General features: G+C 45.4%; 21 protein-coding genes. 4 read left to right on the top strand and 17 right to left on the bottom strand.

What is annotated here, in order from left to right; translation table 11 throughout:
* Positions 1 to 12: 12 nt before the first annotated feature.
* Positions 13 to 906 carry a phosphogluconate dehydrogenase (NAD(+)-dependent, decarboxylating) gene (gene gnd / locus BLS14_RS26580; RefSeq protein ID WP_063566149.1) on the bottom strand — a complete coding sequence of 298 codons (894 nt, stop codon included), beginning with the start codon at positions 904 to 906 and terminating at the stop codon, positions 13 to 15.
* A 441-nt stretch (positions 907 to 1,347) separates the two neighbouring features.
* A complete protein-coding gene (gene zwf / locus BLS14_RS26585) occupies positions 1,348 to 2,802 on the bottom strand; it encodes a glucose-6-phosphate dehydrogenase (protein ID WP_090954704.1) in 1,455 nt (484 codons plus the stop codon).
* Between the two features lie 414 nt (positions 2,803 to 3,216).
* On the opposite strand from zwf (BLS14_RS26585), the gene BLS14_RS26590 reads away from it, so the two are divergent.
* Positions 3,217 to 3,537 (top strand): winged helix-turn-helix transcriptional regulator, encoded by a 321-nt coding sequence (locus tag BLS14_RS26590; protein ID WP_063566151.1) that lies wholly within the window; start codon positions 3,217 to 3,219, stop codon positions 3,535 to 3,537.
* 165 nt (positions 3,538 to 3,702) lie between these two features.
* Here BLS14_RS26590 and BLS14_RS26595 read toward each other — a convergent pair whose 3' ends face one another.
* Positions 3,703 to 4,575, bottom strand: a complete 873-nt coding sequence (locus BLS14_RS26595; RefSeq protein WP_176854766.1) for an AraC family transcriptional regulator — start codon at positions 4,573 to 4,575, stop codon at positions 3,703 to 3,705.
* Positions 4,576 to 4,717: 142 nt separating this feature from the next.
* On the opposite strand from BLS14_RS26595, the gene BLS14_RS26600 reads away from it, so the two are divergent.
* A complete protein-coding gene (locus tag BLS14_RS26600; RefSeq protein ID WP_176854768.1) occupies positions 4,718 to 5,845 on the top strand; it encodes a glycoside hydrolase family 88 protein in 1,128 nt (375 codons plus the stop codon).
* A gap of 85 nt (positions 5,846 to 5,930) precedes the next feature.
* On the opposite strand, the gene BLS14_RS26605 is transcribed toward BLS14_RS26600, so the two are convergent.
* Positions 5,931 to 7,088 (bottom strand): Gfo/Idh/MocA family protein, encoded by a 1,158-nt coding sequence (locus BLS14_RS26605; protein ID WP_090954708.1) that lies wholly within the window; start codon positions 7,086 to 7,088, stop codon positions 5,931 to 5,933.
* Between the two features lie 112 nt (positions 7,089 to 7,200).
* Between BLS14_RS26605 and BLS14_RS26610 the strand changes: the two genes are divergently transcribed.
* The gene (locus tag BLS14_RS26610; RefSeq protein WP_176854770.1) at positions 7,201 to 8,067 is read left to right on the top strand and encodes an AraC family transcriptional regulator; all 867 of its coding nucleotides are present in this window, start codon (positions 7,201 to 7,203) and stop codon (positions 8,065 to 8,067) included.
* A gap of 91 nt (positions 8,068 to 8,158) precedes the next feature.
* On the opposite strand, the gene BLS14_RS26615 is transcribed toward BLS14_RS26610, so the two are convergent.
* From BLS14_RS26615 to BLS14_RS26630, 4 genes are all read right to left on the bottom strand, one after another.
* Entirely contained in the window at positions 8,159 to 8,920 is a 762-nt protein-coding gene (locus tag BLS14_RS26615) for a DUF3600 domain-containing protein (protein ID WP_090954712.1), read from the bottom strand.
* Positions 8,907 to 9,494, bottom strand: a complete 588-nt coding sequence (locus BLS14_RS26620) for a sigma-70 family RNA polymerase sigma factor (protein WP_090810570.1) — start codon at positions 9,492 to 9,494, stop codon at positions 8,907 to 8,909. The genes BLS14_RS26615 and BLS14_RS26620 overlap by 14 nt, the downstream gene beginning before the upstream one ends.
* Before the next feature lie 174 nt (positions 9,495 to 9,668).
* On the bottom strand, positions 9,669 to 10,457 hold the full coding sequence (locus tag BLS14_RS26625; protein ID WP_090954714.1) for a TrmH family RNA methyltransferase: 789 nt from the start codon (positions 10,455 to 10,457) through the stop codon (positions 9,669 to 9,671).
* Positions 10,458 to 10,558: 101 nt separating this feature from the next.
* Positions 10,559 to 11,221, bottom strand: a complete 663-nt coding sequence (locus BLS14_RS26630; RefSeq protein ID WP_064635682.1) for a potassium channel family protein — start codon at positions 11,219 to 11,221, stop codon at positions 10,559 to 10,561.
* A gap of 184 nt (positions 11,222 to 11,405) precedes the next feature.
* On the opposite strand from BLS14_RS26630, the gene sspI reads away from it, so the two are divergent.
* The gene (sspI, locus tag BLS14_RS26635) at positions 11,406 to 11,639 is read left to right on the top strand and encodes a small acid-soluble spore protein SspI (RefSeq protein ID WP_062324046.1); all 234 of its coding nucleotides are present in this window, start codon (positions 11,406 to 11,408) and stop codon (positions 11,637 to 11,639) included.
* Positions 11,640 to 11,859: 220 nt separating this feature from the next.
* Here sspI and BLS14_RS26640 read toward each other — a convergent pair whose 3' ends face one another.
* The 9 genes from BLS14_RS26640 to BLS14_RS26680 all read right to left on the bottom strand — a co-directional run bounded on the left by BLS14_RS26640 (position 11,860) and on the right by BLS14_RS26680 (position 21,701).
* Positions 11,860 to 12,660: a hypothetical protein gene (locus BLS14_RS26640; protein WP_090954716.1), complete on the bottom strand. Its 801-nt coding sequence runs from the start codon at positions 12,658 to 12,660 to the stop codon at positions 11,860 to 11,862.
* Positions 12,661 to 12,911: 251 nt separating this feature from the next.
* A complete protein-coding gene (locus BLS14_RS26645; RefSeq protein WP_063566161.1) occupies positions 12,912 to 14,495 on the bottom strand; it encodes a peptide chain release factor 3 in 1,584 nt (527 codons plus the stop codon).
* A 358-nt stretch (positions 14,496 to 14,853) separates the two neighbouring features.
* Entirely contained in the window at positions 14,854 to 15,252 is a 399-nt protein-coding gene (locus BLS14_RS26650; protein WP_053783291.1) for a DoxX family protein, read from the bottom strand.
* A 402-nt stretch (positions 15,253 to 15,654) separates the two neighbouring features.
* Positions 15,655 to 17,205 carry a glucose-6-phosphate dehydrogenase gene (gene zwf / locus BLS14_RS26655; protein WP_090810576.1) on the bottom strand — a complete coding sequence of 517 codons (1,551 nt, stop codon included), beginning with the start codon at positions 17,203 to 17,205 and terminating at the stop codon, positions 15,655 to 15,657.
* Positions 17,206 to 17,452: 247 nt separating this feature from the next.
* Positions 17,453 to 18,190 carry a YwmB family TATA-box binding protein gene (locus BLS14_RS26660; protein ID WP_063566164.1) on the bottom strand — a complete coding sequence of 246 codons (738 nt, stop codon included), beginning with the start codon at positions 18,188 to 18,190 and terminating at the stop codon, positions 17,453 to 17,455.
* Between the two features lie 241 nt (positions 18,191 to 18,431).
* Complete coding sequence (locus tag BLS14_RS26665) at positions 18,432 to 19,106, bottom strand: response regulator transcription factor (RefSeq protein WP_176854774.1); 675 nt, start codon at positions 19,104 to 19,106, stop codon at positions 18,432 to 18,434.
* Positions 19,042 to 20,163 carry a sensor histidine kinase gene (locus BLS14_RS26670; RefSeq protein ID WP_063566166.1) on the bottom strand — a complete coding sequence of 374 codons (1,122 nt, stop codon included), beginning with the start codon at positions 20,161 to 20,163 and terminating at the stop codon, positions 19,042 to 19,044. Before BLS14_RS26670 ends, BLS14_RS26665 begins: the two co-directional genes overlap by 65 nt.
* Positions 20,164 to 20,196: 33 nt before the next feature.
* The gene (liaF, locus tag BLS14_RS26675; RefSeq protein WP_063566167.1) at positions 20,197 to 20,844 is read right to left on the bottom strand and encodes a cell wall-active antibiotics response protein LiaF; all 648 of its coding nucleotides are present in this window, start codon (positions 20,842 to 20,844) and stop codon (positions 20,197 to 20,199) included.
* Between the two features lie 149 nt (positions 20,845 to 20,993).
* Positions 20,994 to 21,701: a PspA/IM30 family protein gene (locus tag BLS14_RS26680; RefSeq protein WP_064635674.1), complete on the bottom strand. Its 708-nt coding sequence runs from the start codon at positions 21,699 to 21,701 to the stop codon at positions 20,994 to 20,996.
* Position 21,702: the final 1 nt, after the last annotated feature.

Raw genomic sequence — 21,702 nt, forward strand, 5'->3', positions numbered from 1 at the left:
GTTATATATGAATTAATTTTTTTCTACAGCGTGACCGCCAAATTCATTACGCAATGCTGCAACAACTTTACCTGTGAACGTGTCTGTTTCCAGGGAGCGGTAACGCATCAACAGGGACAACGCGATAACTGGCGTAGCAGTTTGCAGATCAAATGCTGTTTCAACTGTCCAACGTCCTTCACCGGAAGAATGCATAACCCCTTTAATTTCGTCCAGGTTAGCATCTTTGGAGAATGCACGCTCTGTCAATTCCATCAACCAAGAACGAATAACGGAACCGTTGTTCCATACGCGAGCAACTTGTTCGAAGTCGAAATCGAAGCCGCTTTTCTCCAATACGTCGAAGCCTTCACCGATGGAAGCCATCATACCGTACTCGATACCGTTGTGAACCATTTTCAGGAAGTGACCGCTACCTGCTTTACCTGCATACAGGTAACCATTTTCAACGGAAGTATCCTTGAACGCAGGCTCAACTACTGCCCAAGCTTCAGGATCGCCACCGATCATGTAACATGCGCCATTACGTGCGCCTTCCATACCGCCGGATGTACCAGCATCCATGTAGTGAATGCCTTTAGGTTTCATTTCTTCGTAACGACGGATGGACTCTTTGTAGTGCGAGTTACCCGCTTCGATGATGATGTCGCCTTTGGACAACAGTGGGCTTACTTCAGCCAGTACAGCGTCAACCACGTTGTGAGGAACCATGATCCACAATACACGTGGGGATTCAAGAGAAGCGACCATTTCTGCATAAGAAGATACGCCTGCTGCGCCGTATTCTTTCATTTCATTAACAGCTTCAGCGTTCAGGTCAAAAGCAACCACTTCATGTTTGTGGTCAATCAGGTTTCTACCCAGGTTCAATCCCATTTTACCTAATCCAATAAGTCCAAGTTTCATTGCTAAGTTCCTCCTGTTATGAACATTTCTAATTTTTATCTGGCCAATTCCAAAATAGTGCTTAACCATGTGGCGCAGTAACCGTTCCGGTTACGAATCGTTCTTTCGATCGCTGTTGTCTCCAAATTTCCTTGATTAATAATGTTTATGGTTAAAATATGGAGACAAAGGCGAGGCATATGCTTCCGAAGTAGCTTTCTTTCAGAAAGCTTTTAGCTTCGCTTCTTCAGAATCGATCTCGTCCCCTACACTACTCGCGCGTAATTGTTACGAACTGATTTAGATTGAGCCAACTAATCTATATCAAAAATTTTCACAGCCTTCCGGGTATTACCGGAAGGACTTATGCAAAATTGGAACGGTGTAATTCATAAAAATTTGTATATTATCGAGCAAATAGATAGTAGTGTTCTCTTCTCTGATGCTGCTCTTACAATACTTTTACCACCAACGGTAGCCGTTCTCTGCAATCAGACGCTCTGCTGACTCCGGTCCTTGCGAACCTGCGCTGTACGTATCAAGTGGCACACTGCCCTCCTGGAATGCTTCCAAGATCGGCTGTACCCATTGCCAAGCCAGTTCAACTTCGTTCCAGTGAGCAAAGAATGTAGAATCGCCACGCATCGCGTCAAAGATCAGGTTTTCATAAGCTTCCGGAATGTTGCGTTCACCTGAGTTGAAGCTCATATGCATAGGTTCCACTTCGCCTTGGTTGAGTGGGTTTTTCGCATTTAATTGAAGCGAGATGCTTTCTTTCGGACCAATTTCAATCGTCAGCAAGTTAGGCTCTGTTGTATTTTCGGATTCATGACCTGTTTTAAGTGGAGCCTTGAATTCAACAACAATTCTGGTTGATTTCTCAGCCAGGCGTTTGCCTGTACGAATATAAAATGGAACTTCACTCCAGAATGGATCATCGATCCACAGTCTCGCCGCAACATATGTTTCATTCTGAGAAGCAGCTGGAATGTCAGGCTCGTCCAGATATCCAACAACAGAAGTACCTTGCAGTTCGCCTGCTCCATATTGGGCACGAACGACTTCGGAAGCGATATTCTCTTTCGTCAATGGACGAAGAGCTTCAGCGATCTTCTGCTTTTTGAATTGAATTTCTTCTGGTGTGCAGCGTTTTGGCAAATGCAAACCAATCATCATCAGCAACTGAAGCATATGGTTTTGGAACATGTCACGAAGGGCACCGCTTTGGTCATAATACGCGGCACGCTCTTCGACACCAACCGTTTCACTTGCTGTAATCTGTACATTTGCAATGTAACGATTGGACCACAAAGCCTGAATAACCGGATTCGCGTAAGTGAGGGTTTCAATATTTTGAACCATCGGTTTACCAAGGAAATGGTCAATACGGTAAATTTCTTCTTCCGCAAAAGTATTGCTCAATTTTTCGTTCAGATCACGAGCAGATTGCAAATCGTGTCCGAATGGTTTTTCGATGATGAGTTTCTTCCAGCCTTTGGTGTTACCCAAGCCGCTTTCTTGAATGTTCAGTGCGATTGGCTCAAAGAATTCCGGTGCAACCGACATGTAGAACATGCGATTCTCGGGAATATTGAGCTCTTGTTCACGTTTCTGAACCAGTTCCAGCAATTTGGTGTAATCTTCAAGCTTCGTATTATTTAAAGAACAATAACGGAAAGCACCAATAAAGTCGCGAACCTGAGCTTCTTCTTCCGGTGTTTGACGGGAGAAGGTATGCAATGACTTTTCGACATTCGCCTGGAAGTCAGCATCCGACAATTCACGCCGTCCAAGACCAATAACGGAGAAGGATTTCGGCATTTTCGAATCAATGTACAAATTATATAATGCAGGGTAAATCTTACGTTTGGCTAAATCGCCTGTTGCCCCGAAGAGGACAAATGTCATTGCGTCCATTGGAGTGCCTCCTGTGATCTGTGCAGTATAGTATATGATGATACAAAATGTTCAAATCCAAGCATGACAAAAGACGGAATTAGTGGGGGAGTTCCCCGCCTTACCTCCGCTTGTGTATCTGACCTGAATTAAACATGGAACATTCCTTCTCTCCACAACCTTAATCAAGGTTATAAATTGTAACCAATTGAATTGACGTTACCCATCTTACACCTGTCGTCACAATTCGTCAACAATCGTGTCCAACCTGTGAACACCAGTGTTTATAGGGTTTTTATTTAATGTTAACGCTTTATGTGGTAACATTAAGAACAATTGGTATGTGACATTTTACACATAGGGCTTGTGGACACTCAGGTTACAATAAGTATACTAATGCTATAATAAGCATAACTAAATCAAAGGAGTACTATTATGAGCGATGATGAGAATGCCAAGCAAATATGCGAAAAGGTGGAACAGTCTTATCAGATCATTGGCCGGAAATGGGTAGCCCTCATTATTCATACTTTGATGGAAGAACCCAAACGATTCAGTGAAATTCACGCTTATATCCCGGACCTGAGCAAACGGGTACTTAATGAACGGATGAAGGAACTGGAGGAAGAGGGACTTGTCGTGCGTCATGTGGTTACGGAACGCCCTGTTCGGACAGAATATATGTTGTCCCGCAAAGGCACAGAGCTGGGGCGCGCATTAAGCTCCGTAGAACGATGGGCCGATAAGTGGCTGTAGCACGTACTTTTGAGGAAAGTATAGGTGTCTCATTCTATTTTAGAGAAGGAACTTATTTCACTTTTACTTACGACATATTGAGAATTTTAAAATAACGCTTTAAATTTCATTACGATAATGTGCTGACGCTACTTTTAATAACATCAGCAGTTACACTCATGTAATTTAATGTCTGCTGCTGCGTTCAAAATGCTGCCGATACTGTAGCGGAGTGGTTCCTGCCGACTTGCGAAATAATTGAATGAAATAAGATCCATTGGGAAATCCAACTCGTCTGCCAATCTCTTCAACGGAAAGAGTTGTCGTTTCCAGCAGAAGATATGCCTGCTTGAGTCTTCGGGCGGTGACGTAGTCCGTAATACTGCTTCCTGTTTCTTGCTGAAAGATACGGGAAGCATAAGACTTGGATAAATGAATATCATTCGCCATATGATCCAGTCTGATTTCATCTATGTAGTGCTCTTCAATCCAATGCATCATCTTCTCCGCATGCCTTAATTGACGTGATTCGACCAAGTGTGGTTGACTCGCCTGTTCCCCGTCATTTTGTTGATCCAAAATATTCAATAGTTGTAGCAAAAACAGCACCGATTCCTCCCATTCTCCCCCAACCCGACTGCGTGACTGGTGATAACTTTTGTATATCCAATCCACCTGATCCATAGATGAACTTAGATCAAAAACCTGCTGTTGATTTCTTCCTTTCCATAACCTCGAAAAAAAAGCACGGCGATGTGGGAACGCTCCCAAATATCGGTCCATTACAATGGGCTCTACATAGAAAATGTTCCTTTCATATGGTGTATCTGGATGAACCTCGGCATAGACGTGATGCAGCTGATATGGCTGAAAAAAGAAGAACATGCCTTTATGAATGGGATAGGTATGATTATTCAATACCACAATGCCTTGCCCTTCATGGACATAGAGAATTTCCCCGCATTGATGCCAATGATAATATCCTTTGAATTCGTTTACCGATTTAATTTGATAATCCCATACCAAAGTATTTCCCTCAAAGTTCACAGGTTCAAACACTCTCGTTCCCCCTTCTTCACAAATGACAACAGAGCAACATTTCTTCATATCCTAACACAACTTTTAAGGTTTTTAAAAAGATATAATCTCCTTATAGGAAAGCGTTATCTTTATTTCTAATTAACCCTAAGGAGGTTATCTCATGGCCAAGGTAGAATCCGCCGTAACTACGACTTATTGGCAGGAAGTCATGCAGAAGCTCGAAAATAAATTGCCAGAGATGAAAAAAAACATTGGGGATAAATGTCCTCATTTTGTCGGTGATGATGGGAAGTATGATAACATCAATACCGATTGGTGGGTTTCAGGTTTCTGGCCGGGTATGCTGTGGATTATGTATGATATGACAGGAGAGGAAAGCTACCGGGATGCGGCATGGTCGTGGGATGAAACTTTGGAGCAATGGTTTATAAGACCAACAGGAGAGCTTCATCACGATGTTGGCTTCCAGTTTCTCTCTACTGCTGTTATCAAACATAAAATTACAGGTGATGAAGACGCTCTCAGACGTGGTCTGGAGGCAGCCAATTTCCTTGCAGGACGCTATAACCCGGCAGGCAAATTCATTCGTGCGTGGAATGAAGACAAATATGGCTGGGCCATCATTGATTGCATGCTGAATATCTCTTTGTTGTTCTGGGCTTCAGAAGTGACGGGAGATCCCCGCTACAAACATATTGCCATTAGCCATGCCGAGACGACCATGCAGTATGGTGTTCGTGAAGACGGATCGACCAAACATATCCTTTCCTTTGACCCGGAGGATGGTCGTTATATTGAATGTTTTGGCGGACAGGGATATGCTCCTGAATCCTCATGGAGTCGTGGTACCTCATGGGGATTATATGGGTTTGCCAATACGTATCGTTATACCCAGGATGAGCGTTTCCTGAACACAGCGAAACGAATCGCCCATTACTTTATTGCTGCACTTCCAGAGGATCATGTACCTTACTGGGATTTCAGACTTCCTACCCTGGATGATCAATCCCGGGACAGCTCTGCCGCAGCAATCGCTGCATCCGGTCTGCTGGAACTGGCCGCCACCGTTCCTGAAGGTGAGAAACGACTCTATGCCGATGCAGCTGAACGAATCCTACGTTCCTTAACAGAGAACTATGCGGTCTGGGATCAGCCAGAGCATGAATCGATTCTGCTGCATGCCACAGGCAGCGGCAATTCCTTCATCGATGTCTCCCTGATCTATGGAGATTATTATTATCTGGAGGCCATCGCGAAGTTGAATGGATGGAAACATCGGGTGTATTGATTTTGTTTTGTGAGTAGGACTCCAATAAAATGAAGCCAGATCTCACAATATCTGTGGGACTGGCCTCTTTTCCATGTTTATTTAACTACGACTCCAACTTTCTCCCTAACGTAATATCCACATCCTCGAAGTTCTCCACGGCTGTCTTTTTTTCATAAAAATGCACCGCATTTTCCATAATCCCTTCCCTTGTATAGAAAGCATCCTCTGCCTCTAGTGGAAAAGTAACCTTCTCTCCCGTACTAGCCGATTTATAGATACCAACAATGAGTTCCAGTGTATTCCGACCACTCTTCCCATCCACCAGAAGCGGTGATTCTGTCTCAATGGCGTTTAGCACATTCTCTACTTGCCCGGTATGCCCCACATGAGTAACATCTGGTAATTCGTCAGCGAGTTTCTGAATCTGTTGTTCCAGATCTGGATCGGATTCTGGGAATCCATTCGTTCGTGCCGTAGAAGCAACGACCTTCCAAGGCGCAGATACCCTGGCCTCTTTACCCTGAAAAATCAACTGCTGCTCCTCTCCGTGGTGTACCACGGAACTGGTGATCATACCAAGTGCTCCTTCTTGGAATCGAAGCATCGCCATGGAAATATCCTCTACTTCGGCATTATCATGCGCCGTATTCGCCATCATGGCCTGCAATTCCACCGGAGGACCCATCATCCAAAGCATCGCATCAATATGATGTACCGCATGATTAAGAGTACAGCCTCCACCTTCCTTTTCCCATGTACCACGCCACCACAGATCATAATAATTATGGCCCCGCCACCAGAACGAATCGACCTGTACGTGGACAATGGGACCCATAAGTTTGCTATCCAACACATCTTTTAGTTTCATCATCGGTGTCGTAAAACGATTCTGCGCCACAACCGATAGCAGCTTACCACTCTTTTGCGCCGCTTCCAGCATCATATCCGCCTCTTGCAAAGAAGAGGCCATTGGTTTTTCGACAAGCACATGTGTACTTGCATGCAGAAAATCACATGTGATCGGTGCATGGGTATACGGAGGGGTACATACCGAAACCAAGTCAATGTTTTGATCCAGCAATTCATGATAATCGGTAAAAGCTCGTGCTCCTTTCAATCCATATTCGTTAATTTGTTTCTGTGCTTTTTCCGTGTACATATCCACCACAGCTACGATCTGACATCGTTCAGGAAATGCCAAATACGCTGTAATATGCGCTGCACTGATCGCGCCTGCTCCAATAATGGCTACTTTTAACATGAATGCATACCTCCCTTATTCCCTTCACAATACACAATAATAAAGCGCTTTTATGCGTTCATCTTGTGATAAAATGAAACTATATTGCGCTCTTGAAGGGGAGGCATTCCTAATGGCCATCATCACTGAGGATCAATTTAATCTGGCATGCCGTCGCACCTCCACCACTGCGTTCCGAGAGGTTTTTCACGCTCATTCACAGATGGAAATCACGTATATCCATGATGGATATGGACAGCTAATAACCGAGGGTCAGGCATTCTCCCTTGAACCGGGTATGCTGATGATATTCCGCCCTTTTCAGCTGCATCAGATCCAGATTCAAGTCACGAAAGAACATCCCTTTATCCGCAGCGTACTAATGTATGAGCAGCACCTGCTGAACCCCCACTCTCGGCAATTTGCCGTATCAAATCGTTTTACAATGGACCTTCTGGGACATACATCTCCAATTCAACCGATCTGTCTTTCCACTTCATCACCACTGGTTCAAATGATTGAGCAATTTGCCGATATTCTGCCTACATTGCTTCCACATGAAGCGGAGGAGGATACACGAGTCTTTTTACTTGGACTGCTCGCACAACTTCGCTACCTTTGGAAAGACAGGCAGTATCCCAGCTCTACTACGCTCCCAACGAGTCCTCCCGCTCTGCATCCTCATGCTGAGGCTGTCATGCAGTGGATTGAAGAGCACTACAATGAACCGTTTCGTCTGGAGGATATCGCAGATACACTGCATCTCTCGCCTTATCATTTGTCCCATATATTTAAAAAAGCTACCGGTACCACCATCGTTGCTTACGCCCAAGCTACACGTATTCGTCATGCTTGTGTGTTACTCACAAGTACCACACATACTGTTCCGGAAATTGGCCACCGTGTAGGCATATCCAGCCCATCTTATTTTTGCAAAGTCTTCCGCAATGCAACAGGCACTACGCCGCATCAATATCGGCTGAATATGCAACGCAGATAAGAAGATTATCTACAAAATCATTTCTACAAAATAAAAAAGGAGAAAAAGGAATAAAATCCCTTTCGTTCCTCTGCCCCTAACACTACCTAAGCTACTCACCCGGTTTGCGTACATCCAGTCCCAACTTCTCCAAGAAGGGAAAAATCTGCTCACGTACCTGCTTCAGTTCTTCTTTCTGCTCCGCAGACAATCGTTCTTCATGCATGTTCCCATCCTGATCCATCACCATGGCTTCATATTGCTTCATCTGTTCATATAACGATTTGAACTCGGTAAACTGCTCCTTGGAAAACTTCGTCTCTGCCATTGCTAGCTGTTCCTTCCAAAATTGCTCCTGGTCCAAAGGTTCTTTTGGAGAGTCTACACTTGCTGCTTCCAGCTTTTTAAAAAATGGTTCCAGTTCTGCAGTAAGACGATTAAATTCCGTCTGTTCTGTGACACCCCATTGCTCAGGATGCATCTCTCCCTGTTGATCCGCATACTTCAAAGCCATTTGCCCCATTTGCTTCATCAGATCCATAAATTGAATGAATTCCTCTTCACTTAAATGTGCTTTGGCTGTCTGGAGCTTCTCTTCCAGTCTCATATAATCCTCCGATGTTCCACCCACCGCTGATATATTTTCCTGTGAACCATACATTTCGTTAGCCAAATAAGTATACCCCGCATAGGCTCCCGTAGGAATGATGAGCACAGCAGCCAGCAGCACAGTAACCAGCCATTTTTTCCGATGTCTTTTGAGATGTGATTCACTTCGTATAGCATTCATGATTTTATGTTTTGTTCTCTCAGGAATTGTCCAGTCTTTAGTCTCTTTCTGGTAGGCTGTTCGCAGCTGTTCATCGAGATTCATGTAAATCCTCCACCTTTCCCCGAGTACCTAGGTCCAACTTCTGATTCTGCCTCAGCTTGGTTAATGCCGCATGAATACGCGATTTCACCGTTCCTAGTGGAATTTCTAATATGCATGAAATCTCTTCTTGTGTGTACTCGTTCAAATAGTGAAGAGTGATGGCCTGCTGGAGCTTGTACGGCAATCGGTGCACTTGTTCAAGCAGAGGGCGATTTGCCAGTTTGTTGATTAAGTCACCGGAAAAATCATATTCCAGCCCCGTATCAGACTTCTCCATCCGCTTGCTAAAACGAAATTGAGTCAATCGTCTGCGCCGGTAACTTCGAACCTGCCGCATCGTCACACCCATTAACCAGGGACGAAACGCTCTCTCCGAATCGTATCCCTCTAAGGACCGGTAGGCCTGAATATAAATTTCCTGTACCAGATCTTCCGCGTCAGATGAGTCACGAATCAGAAAACGCACAGTGCGATACACATCCTTCACCGTTTGCTCATATAACTCCCCGTATGCTTCGTAATCTCCAGCCCGGGTTAATTCCACAAGTTTTATGTACTTTTCTGCCTCACTCATTATCCATCCCCTTCCTCCTTACACTATATATTGGCATACCAGCTCCATATCGTTCGATTTATTTATTTCAACTTCTCCGACTATACAAAAAAAGCCTATTCCTCACTCATCGGTCGAGTAGGAATAAGCTTATATTTCTTACTTCATATGAACATGAAGTATATTATTCATGGGCTAAACCATCCGCTGCCTCATCGCCTCGAACAACAAGATCGTCGCCGCCATCGCGGCATTAAGTGACTCTGCCTGTCCCTGCATCGGAATTGTAATTGCATCGTCCACCAGTTGTGCAGTAGACTCCGATATGCCCTTGCCTTCATTACCGATCACAAGCCACACCGATTGTGTAAAATCATAACTGTAGCACGAATACTCCGCCTGTAAAGACGTACTAACCAACTTTACACCCGCAGCCTTCGCTTCAGGCAGCAACGACTCCAGCTGACCTTCTACAATTGGCAAATGAAACAATGACCCCATCGTTGAACGGATCGTTTTCGGATTATAGACATCCGCACAACCCGCACCGAGCACAACTCCTGCCGCTCCCGCTGCATCCGCACTGCGAATGATCGTTCCCACATTACCAGGGTCCTGAACATTGTCCAATACAACGACCAGCCCCTTGGAGGAAGATAACAAGCTTTGAAGCGGCTCACGACCTTTATGTACAACGGCAAAAACAGGTTGGGGGGTCATCGTATCCGTACACTTGGCGATAACCGCAGGGGATACACTGATCCATTCCACACGCTGAAGTGGAGCCTCCTGTCCAGCCAGTTCCTTGGGTACACCCTGCTCCCCATCGTAAACGATACATTCCAGATCTGCCCCCGCACGCAGCGCTTCCTGTACGAGATGAATACCTTCAATAATATATTTATGTTGACGGGTACGGTGCTTTTTCTCCAGCAGCTGTGCCCATTCCTTCACACGTGTATTTTGCGGTGATACAATATCCATCTTTCCATCCTTCCCGTCTGCGGGATTTTTTATCAACATGTTACATGACGAATTGAAATTATCCGACCAAAGAATGTTCCATCATCCCATCATTATACTTATCACTTTGGATACGCAAGCTCCATTTTCGTCAAATGGTCTTTGTGACCAACAATGATCAGCACATCCCCGTCCGCAATCCGATCTTCCGCATACGGAGAGATATTCATCGAATTCCCACTGCGGATCGCCATCACGTTACACCCGAAACGAGCACGAATATTTAGCTCCAGCAGATTTTTACCAATCATTTGCTCGGACGCTCTCATCTCCAAAATGCTGTAATCCTCAGATAACTCGATGTAATCGAGAATGTTTGGAGATGTCAGATGATGGGCTACACGCAGTCCCATATCCCTCTCAGGATAAATTACCTTGTCCGCTCCGATCTTCTGCAATACTTTACCATGAAGCTCATTTTGTGCTTTTACAATCAGAACAGGTACACCCATATCCTTCAGAATAAGGGTCGTGAGAATACTCGACTGAATATCTTCACCAATCGCCACAACGACGACATCAAAATTCCGTATACCCAGCGCCCGCAGCGCTTCTTCATCCGTTGAATCTGCCGATACGGCATGAGTCACCACATTGGACATTTCCTGGGTCCGCTGCTCGTCCGCATCAATTGCCAATACGTCGAATCCCATGCCGCTCAGGGCATTGGCTACACTTGATCCGAACCGCCCCATGCCAATGACGGCATATTGTTTTTTTGCCATTAGGGTCTAACCTCCCGCTGCACTTCAGCATTACGCATCTATTGGTAGTCTATTTTTCAATTAAAGGGTGAATGTTTACTTAAATATCCTTCGTAGTATACCACAAAGCCCAATAAACTTGAATGCGCTCACGCTTCCCAGGGAACAGTATTAGAGCAGCCGAATATACGAGGAGGGACTTGCGATGCCAATTACATTAAGCCTGCGTGAAGCGATTGTTCATAAGGTTCATGATAAAAGTGATGATCAGCTCCGGGAGATGATCGAAGGTTCTGTAGATGGACCGGAAGCAGCATTACCCGGACTTGGTGCCATTTTCGAAATGATCTGGAAGAACACGGAACCTGCCAAGCAGGAAGAATTAATTCAAATCGCGCAGGAGCATCTGCACACCATTCCCGTTCAACCCATCAGATAATTGAAGCCTTGGAGGGAAAGGTACCATCATCACGTTGTTCTGTCTGCAAAGAAAGATTTTGGCTCATTGGTCTGGATGATGCCTTGCTCCAAGAGCAAGCCAGTTATATCCCATTAGACTAATTAGTCTCCTCAACCAAACAAGGTACAGCCACTGAGCATAACTCAGGAGGTTGTACCTTGTTTGTGTATACCAGTATTTTAGAAAAGGAGAAAGCGGTTCAATTAAATATTTTAGCGATTTTATCAAACAAAGCTGATATTTCTTCATCTCCAGCAGTGGATGTATCCGTATTCCCCCATGCATTCTTAAGTGCAGCCAGAAGATCATTCTCATCATCCTCACCCGAAGAGGCAGCCCCTGATCCCGAGCTGGTAATGAGACTTTGCAACTCACTCAGCAAGGATTTCTTTTCATCAACAGTAAGCGCGTTGTTCATTGTGTTATCTTGGTTCTGCTCGTTAGAATTTTCTTGAATATTCCATGCAAATGGCGGCATAATCCCACCCATAGCTTGCATCATTGGAGGTGTTCCATTGCGATCAGAACGCGATGAATCATTTGCTGGCGGAGGTTCAGGGCGTTGGCTTTGAATCATTTCAGCTACCTGGTCAAACAGATCGGAGATATCCTCATCCGTTGCTGATGAGAGGTCCTGACCGGATAACAAATCAGATATGGAAGCCAAAGGGGTCACCGTGCTGCCACCAATCTCATTTGTTACTGCTGAAGCATCTGAAGAAGACAGATAACTTTGCAGATCAGATAACAGAGATTTCTGTTGATCCGTCGTCAGTATAAACGCGTCCTCGCTTCGATTGTACGTTCTGCTGTAGTTTTCTGTTGGGAGTGAGGACTGTACTCCTCCAGCATATTCTGCAAATTCTTTGCTTAATTCAAGTGAATCAGCAGCCTTTCTTTGCGCAGTGTCGTATTCCAGGCTATTTAACTTGTTTTCGTTTGCCTTTACTGAATGATCATAGGACGTTGTGATCGAATGCCTGTTAATGGATAGTGACAAAATAGATCTCCTCTCTCTGTGTACATATATGAGTAGCCGTACCGTACACTTCAATTTAATCGGTTGCCAAACTGAATTTAACCTGAGAGCAGACTGAATGATGACTGAATGTTATTCTCCCTTTTTCCCTAATGCGGGGGAAAACCTTAATGAGATATAAACGCTGGGAACGACAAAAATGACCTAAACCCCTCTGATCAGGGATTAGGTCATTTGTTTCTGCTGTCTTTACTAGTTTAGGAAGAAACGGCTCATGGAGCTGTCTCCAGGAATTTCGCCGTCGGGTTTTTGTCCATTGCGGTTCTCATCGCGTATTCATTTTCGAACAGGACAACATAATTACCCTTTTTATCTTTTACCAGAGTGGAGTTGATCCGGAATTTACTTGGGTCCAAGTTCTCGTCCACGATCCAGCGCGCGAATTGATAAGGCATGCGCTGCAATTGCACGTCTACCCCATACTCGCCCTTCATCCGGTATTCGAATACTTCGAACTGGAGTTGACCAATTACGCCGAGAATGGTCTCGTCGAAACTTACGGTCTGGAACACCTGAATGGTTCCTTCCTCCGTCAACTGGTCAATCCCTTTTTGGTACTGTTTATGTTTCAACGCATTTTTCACGGTAACTTTGGCGAAAATCTCTGGTGAGAATGTTGGCAATTCCTCAAATATAACTTCGCTGCCTTGGCTCAGTGAATCTCCAATCCGGAAGATACCTGGGTCGAACAAACCGATAATATCGCCTGCATACGCCTCTTCCACAATATCCCGGTCTTGTGCCAGGAACTGCTGTGGTTGGGACAACTTGATCTCTTTGCCCACACGGTTATGCTTCACACTCATCCCACGTTGGAACTTGCCTGACACAATACGCAGGAACGCAATACGATCGCGGTGTGCAGGGTTCATGTTCGCCTGGATTTTGAAGACATAACCGCTGAATTTCTCATTCGTCGGCTGAATCTCTCCTGCTGTACTACGACGAGGTTCAGGCTTCGGTGCGAGTTGCAGGAAATTCTCCAAAAACGTCTGCACGCCGAAATTATTGATGGCACTACCGAAGAATATAGGTGTCAGTTCCCCACGCTGTACTTTCTCCATGTCGAACTGGTCTCCCGCTACATCAAGCAGTTCCAGGTCCTGACACAGTTGATCATGCAGATACTCCCCTGCCATCTCGCGGATAATCGGATCTTTGTAGCCATCTACTTTTTGTACTCTAATGGTCGAATGATCGTCCCCTTGGAACAATTCCACCTGATTTTTCATTCGGTCATATACACCGCACAGCTCGCGACCTGTACCAATTGGCCAGTTCATCGGTACAGAGCGGATACCCAGTACATTTTCGAGTTCTTCCATCAGATCAAACGGGCTTTGTCCTTCACGATCCAGCTTGTTGATGAACGTAAAGATGGGAATACCACGCTTCGCACAAACCTGGAACAATTTGATCGTCTGTGCCTCGACGCCTTTCGCCACGTCAATCAACATCACCGCGCTATCCGCAGCTGTCAGTGTACGATACGTATCTTCACTGAAGTCCTGGTGACCTGGTGTATCCAGAATATTGACACGATGATCCAGATAATCAAACTGCATGACGGAAGATGTAACCGAGATCCCCCGTTGCTTCTCAATTTCCATCCAGTCACTTGTTGCATGTTTGCTTGCTTTCCGAGCTTTAACTGTACCGGCAAGACGAATCGCGCCCCCGAACAGCAATAGCTTCTCGGTCAATGTCGTTTTACCCGCATCCGGGTGAGAGATAATGGCAAACGTCCGGCGTTTGTCCACTTCCTGTTGAAGAATGTTATCTGCAGCTTTGCTCATAGATTCTATCCCTTTCGTCCGTTCATTCACGTTAATCCGGCGAGGCCGGTCTACCATTCAATCTTTATGCAATCCGGCTATGCCGGTTGATTGTACATTCGCATTTCGCATATGAGGCAATTAAGCATCCTATGTTAATTTTACACATTTACAACGGAGTTCATCCTCCCTAAGCATTGTGCTTCCAATCATGCCGTAGACCTGATTTAGTATCCAACTTTCCTATTGTACCATAATCTTTACCGAAAATAACCGATTACGTACAGCAGATTCTTCTCTTTTCCGATTGCAAAAAAAGAGCACCCTTCCGCCATCATTATGGCATCCAGGTACTCATTATTCATTTCGCTTGCCGCTCTTAGAAAATTAATGCGTCCAGTGCGTATTGTCCTCCACCTGTCAAAGCTAGTGCTACACCAACCACCAGGATCGCAAGGTTATATTCAAATCCGTTTTGCGTGGACCAATATCCGTTCGCACCATGAACCTTCACAATCGCAATAACCATAGTCAGAGCAATCAGAATGCCGCCTACCGGTGTGAGCAAACCCAGAGCCAGCAGCAATCCGCCACCGAATTCAGCCAGCCCTGCCAGTAACGCAACCAATGCGCCGGGTTTCATCCCCATCGATTCAAACCAGCCGCCCGTTCCCTTGATTCCATATCCCCCGAACCATCCAAACAATTTCTGAGCCCCGTGCGCCATAAACGACAATCCAATCACCAAACGAATCAACAACAATCCTACATCCAACATTTTCTTTTCCTCCATTCAATATATACAAAATAGTATTCTTAGATTAAAGATATTATGCTAAATTTTTTTCTTCATGAATGTATTTCGTAACCCCTTCACGTGGTTCACATTTTATCTCATGAATAATGTACGTTTCCGATTCGTCATCGGGTTTCGTATGTCTTTGCGTAATCTCTTTATCTCTTGAGTTGAGTATAAGTTATATACTTACTTTTTGTCAATAACTTATTTTATTATATGTAAAGTTTTACACCCCTCACTTCTCCATCGTAAAAAAGACCTGACAAGAGCGCATCTCTGCGTTCTTCCCAAGCCTTCTTTATAACAGTGTTAGTCTTATCACCAATAAAATGACTTCTCTCTAATCAAAATCTAAGCCACTCGTGAGTGTTACTCCCACGATTAATTGTTCACTTGCCAGACGACACTGTCTTCGTCCTGACCGTTCACCGGCCACCAGTGGAAGCCGTCCTGTTCCAGCAGTTTGCCTGTTGCTTCAGGACCCCACGTACCTGCCGGATACGTGTGCAGCTCACCATGATTCTCCGCCCAAGCCGCCGCAATCCGGTCAACGAAGGACCATGCTGTAGCAACTTCATCCCAACGGGTAAAGTAGGTGGAGTCTCCTTCTGCTGCATCATGCAGCAGACGTTCATACGCCTCCGGCGAGTTGATTCCAATCATACAGCTCTGACAGAAGTCCATCGCCAGCGGCTGAATCTCGGAGTCGGACCCCGGCTTCTTGGCATTGATTTTAATATAAATACCTTCCATCGGATTTACCCGAATGACGAGCAAATTCGGCTCCAGTTTATACTTTTTGCCCAGATAGACGTTACTCGGCATGGATTTGAATTCAACCACGATTTCGGTCGTTTTCACCGGAAGGCGCTTGCCTGTCCGTATATAGAACGGCACACCCGCCCAGCGGAAATTATCCACAAATACACGTGCCGCAAAGTAAGTCTCCGTATTGGATTCCGGATCAACCTTGTCCTCCTGGCGATAACCGGGAAGCTGCTTGCCACGATACTCCCCTTCGGTATACTGCCCGCGCACAACATTAGTACTCACTTCTTCATTCGAGGTGAACGCACGCAGAGAACGCAGTACCTTAACCTTCTCATCGCGGATGTCCTCTGGGAATAGGCGGCTTGGCGGCTCCATGGCAATCATCGTCAACATCTGCAGCATATGGTTCTGTCCCATATCGCGCAATGCTCCCGAATGATCGTAGTATCCACCACGTTCTTCCACACCAACCGTCTCTCCCAGAGTAATCTGAACGTTGGCAATATGTTTATTGTTCCAAAGCGGCTCGAAAAAGGCATTACCAAAGCGAATCACTTCGATATTCTGTACCATTTCCTTGCCCAGATAGTGGTCAATGCGATAAATCTCTTCCTCACGGAACACTTCACGAATCTGCTCATTCAGATGCTCCGCAGATTGCAGATCATATCCAAATGGTTTCTCAATTACAAGTCGATTCCACCCGCGGCTCTCCAACATTCCACCATCACGCAAACTATATGACACGCTGCCGAAGAGCTCAGGTGCCAGCGCCAGATAGAACAGACGGTTACCCGGTGTGTTAAACTTCGCTTCCAAACTCTCTGTCTGCTCACGTAATTCTTTGAAACCGTCCACGTTATTGATATCTAGTGATTTATACTCAAAATGTTCGACAAAAGCGTTCCACTCATCGGGTTCCCCCGCTGGATAGCGGCAGAACTCCTTAATGGATTCATAGATGTCTTCCCGGAATTCTTCTGGTGACCTCGGACGACGCGCTACACCAATAACCGCAAAGTCTTCGGCTAATTTACCTTCGCGGTAGAGACTGTAGATAGCCGGAAACAGCTTCCGGCGGGCCAAATCACCCGTTGCTCCAAAAATGAAAAATACTGCACCTGGTGTCTGCACTTCATCTTGCATTTGTTTTTCGACCATGGGCTCCTCTTTCTTTCCGGGAAGACATCTCCACACTCTCCCCGAGCTATGTAATGGTGTTATATACGCAACATACAACCGTCAATTACCAGCAAATTCCCTTCTTGGATGTGATGCCATTTTAGCATAAAGCCCCATGGGTTGCACTAATTTTCCTGAGAAATGTTATCAATATTTTTCCACAATTCATGGAAATTTCATCTATAAAAATTCATGATCAAACTTATAAATCTGCTTTAATATTGCATTAATATTCAATCGTGATCACCGGGAAACCTACTGTAACTCGATTGGTCCCCTTTTCATCATCCTGATGGACCGCCAGCTGCATGTTCAAGAGATGCGTACCGCTTTTAATCACTATGGGCAAATCCGATGCCTCATATGACACGCTGGCAGTGCTGTTATCCGTATAACGTTCTATCGCTTGCATATTCATATCTCCAGACAGCTGTTGCTCGATTTGCTGCAATTGATTGCTGGCGCCACTTTCCATTGCTCCTGTGCCCTGCACAGCGAAATTCCAAGCCGCCTTCATTCCGGAGTCTGTGAGCAACTGGGATACTTGTTCATGCAATGTGATCAATAAACGTTGGTCCGTATGTTCATTGCCTGATAACTGGACGATCGCGTAGTATTTATTTTCCCCCGTAACGACAACATTGACCAGAATGCCTGCGTGCTGAGCATCAGCAGCCATCTCACTGCGATACACATCATGCCCCGTCTGAACACCGTGTTCAGGCTGTTGCAATCCTAGCCGATGAGCAAGCAGCTCCGCCTGGTCTTTTGCATCTCCACGGCCTTCCCCTTGCCATTTGATGACTAGACGCTCCACATGATCGATTGCTGTATCGGCAGTCTTCATCAATTGTTCCAGCTTGCCTGCTTCGGATTCCGTCTTCTCAGCGTACACATGAGTCATGCCTACAAGTATAATGATTGCTAATGCGAGTGTGCCTACTGTCATCCATCGATTTAACATTCGAATTCCTCCGCTCTTTCTTACATTCTATGAATCTATCAACAGCATGCCCCCATTACTCATTTGCTAAACTTCTTTTTGGCACACAAAAAAGCCCTATCCACCATCTTCATGGCTGAACGGACCTTATATCATCTTATGGCAGAACAGACTTTCGAATCGTGCTCCACCGATTGCTTAACTTCACTTGGGCACTCAACAAACCAATAGTGCATGCCTCAACCTTCACACGCTTCTTTTTCTATTCCGCAAGTCCATTCTTATAAGCATAGATGGCTGCCTGTGTACGGTCATCCACGCCCAATTTTGCTAGTATGTTCGTGACATGGAATTTGACTGTCTTGATCCCAATAATCAGATCATCTGCGATGTCCTGGTTCGATTTGCCTTTAGCGACTAACCGGAGTACATCCATCTCCCGATCCGTCAATTCATCATGAGCTGGTGCCACTGCCTGCGGCTGTCGGAAACGATTCATCATTTTGGACGCCACTTGTGACTCCAAAACCGATTGCCCCCGAGCTGCAGCGCGAATCGCATCTGCGACCTCATTGGCTCTCGATGTTTTTAGCAGATAACTGAAGGCTCCTGCCTCGATAACCGGATACATTTTTTCATCATCCAGATAACTGGTCAGTACAATGACCTTGCATTCCGGATACATTTTGAGCAGCTGACGGGTGGCTTCAATGCCGTCCATCCCTTCCATGACGAGATCCATCAGGACAACATCAGGCTTATACTCCTGTGCCAAGCGAATACCTTCCTCACCGCTACCTGCTTCCCCCACCACTTCAATGCCATCTTCGGTATCCAGCACCGCAGCGAGGCCAATACGTACCATTTCATGATCATCCACGAGCAACACTTTGATCGACGTTTCCACTTCCGTCTCCGTTTCTATTCCCGTCTCCATTGACATGTTCTTCCCCGCTTTCATCGTTCATCAAAGGTATTGTAATCTCAATTCGTGTTCCTTTGCCCGGCGCCGTTACAAATTGAATGGCTCCGCCAATTTCAGTCACACGTTCACGCATATTAGTCAAACCATAGGAGGCCTGTTTCTGATCGTCGAGATCAAATCCCTGACCATCATCGCGAATCAGTACCCGAATGGCATCTACCCGGCGCTGAAGTCGAATTTCCATCTTTTCTGCCTTCGCATGACGTAATGTATTGGACATCGCTTCCTGAACAATACGGAACAGATGATTCTCAATGCCTTTGATCAAATGAATGTCTTCATCCATTTCGAGCACAATGTCCATAGGTACTTTTGTTTTCAACTCCATCACAAGATCACGCAAACCTTGTTCGAGATGTTTACCCTCCAGGTAGACAGGTCGCAAATGTAATAGCAACGCCCGCATCTCAGATTGAGCTACCGACGCCATCTCTTCAATCAGGGCCACCTGCCGCTGGGCACGTGCAAAATCCTTTTCCATTCTTCGTCCAACCGCTGTTGCGGTCATGGAAATGGCGAACAACTGCTGCGATACCGCATCATGCAATTCTCGTGCCAACCGCTGCCGTTCCTCCACAATGGCCGTTATTCTTGCCTGTTCAGCCAACTGCGCGTTATTCGTAGACAACCTTTGTAAAGAAGAGACCTGATCTTCCCACTTTTTGCCGATACGTCCAAGCTGCTCACTTAATCGCCCGACATCATCAATGCCGAGGTCCGGCACAGTACGTGAGAGTGACCCCTTTTCCCATTGCAGCAGCGTCTCTCGCAATAGTTCAAGCCTGCGTTTGACCCGGTAACTCTGATAGAAGCCGAAGGCCGCACCCATACCGACCAAGAGCAATAGTAACGCAAGACCCGATTGAATCAGATGCCTCCACCCTGCAAACGGAGCAAGATAACCATATGTATACAATACATACAAGATTACTATGAGCACAATGAAAACAAGGAGGATCCCTTCACCCATACTTCGGGTTACCATGTCGGTATGTCGTTTTGTCTTCATCCGGGTCTCCTCCTTCTTCACCTATTTAACTTATTACGGATTACTGATGTTTAGGTCGCCAACAATATAAGAAATGACAAATTTTGCTTTATGTTCACTGGACTCATATCCAGGAGTTCTCCATACCAATTTGTTCATCATGCCACTATCCTGCTCTCCATTCAGGCTAATCCGTCCAAAGAGTACAGATGCCTCAATTTCAACACCATAATCTTCAGGCAGTATCAGACGAACATTCCCCATAACTCCCTGCAAAAGTACAATCGTTTGTTTCTCTTCCGGGAGGGAAAGTGACAGATCTGCATTAATCTCACCCATGGCATGCCATAGGCTCATACTCCGCAATGTCCATGGTGCTTGATCCCAATAGTACCGGGCCATGAAGTTTTGCTTGCGCATGATATTCCCATCTAGATGAATCTTTTTGTTTTTGGAATAAAAATAGGCCAGCGAAGCCAATACAATCAAAAATACAATCATTAGATTATCAAGCAACAACAGAGCGGCACCGATACCGAGGTATCGATAACCTTTATGTGTATCGCCCTTACGAACTTGTACCATACCTATCGTTAACAGAATCAGTGCGGCGACGGTCAGCAGGTTAATATTTCGGTTCAGTAACATCAGCATGCCGATCACAATGATTACTACAGCAAGCCATTGACCCTTCTTATTCATCTCTGCCGCACCTCCTCTGTAAGTTAATCTTCCCAATTCGACGGAAAAGCCATATCAGGCTTTGAACACCTGTATGGCTTAACCTTTGTTCTAGAAACCGTTCTTTATTCACGATTTATAGAATATCATATTGTCTGCTGAGCGAACAGTTATTCTTTTGAAGTACCGCCCGTTTCATTTTTGGCACCATTGCCAATTTTGTTTTTCAGAGCTTGCAGCTGTTGATCCACTTTGAATTGCTTTTCGGTATCTACAGGGTTAGTGTACGTAGATTGTGTATTACGATAAGGTGCACGGCTCACATCAGCTTCAGCTTCCATTTGCATGATTTTCTCTTCCATGCGGTGGAATCCAAGGGATGCACCACCACTCTCGATCGAGTGCAAGCTGTTGATTTGAGACATTTGTTTTTTGGCTTTCGCCATCTGTGCACGGGATACGAGTTCATTACGTTTGTTACGCATTTTGTAGAACTCATCTTTCATGTCATGCAGCTGTTGCAGCAAATCTTTGGCTTGAGCTTCGGATTGAGCATGAAGTTCTCTGTATTCTGTAATTTTTTGATCGAAGTAGATTTTCTCTTCCAGCAATTTACGAGCCACTTCTTCCTGACCATTAGCCAGTGCAGCCTCTGCCTGAGACTCACGTTGTACCGATGTACGTTCTGCTTCGTCCAGACGCTGTTTCATGCGACGCTCGTTCGCCATTTGTTTGGCGACTGTTACCTCTGCCTCATGAATTTCAGCCTCCATGTCACGCAAGTACTGGTTCAACATTACAATCGGGTCTTCCACTTTATCCAACATATCATTTACCGACGCTTTAGTCATATCCTTAATCCGTTTAAATACTCCCATT

The organism is Paenibacillus sp. OK060 (assembly GCF_900101205.1).
Lineage (GTDB): Bacteria > Bacillota > Bacilli > Paenibacillales > Paenibacillaceae > Paenibacillus > Paenibacillus marchantiae.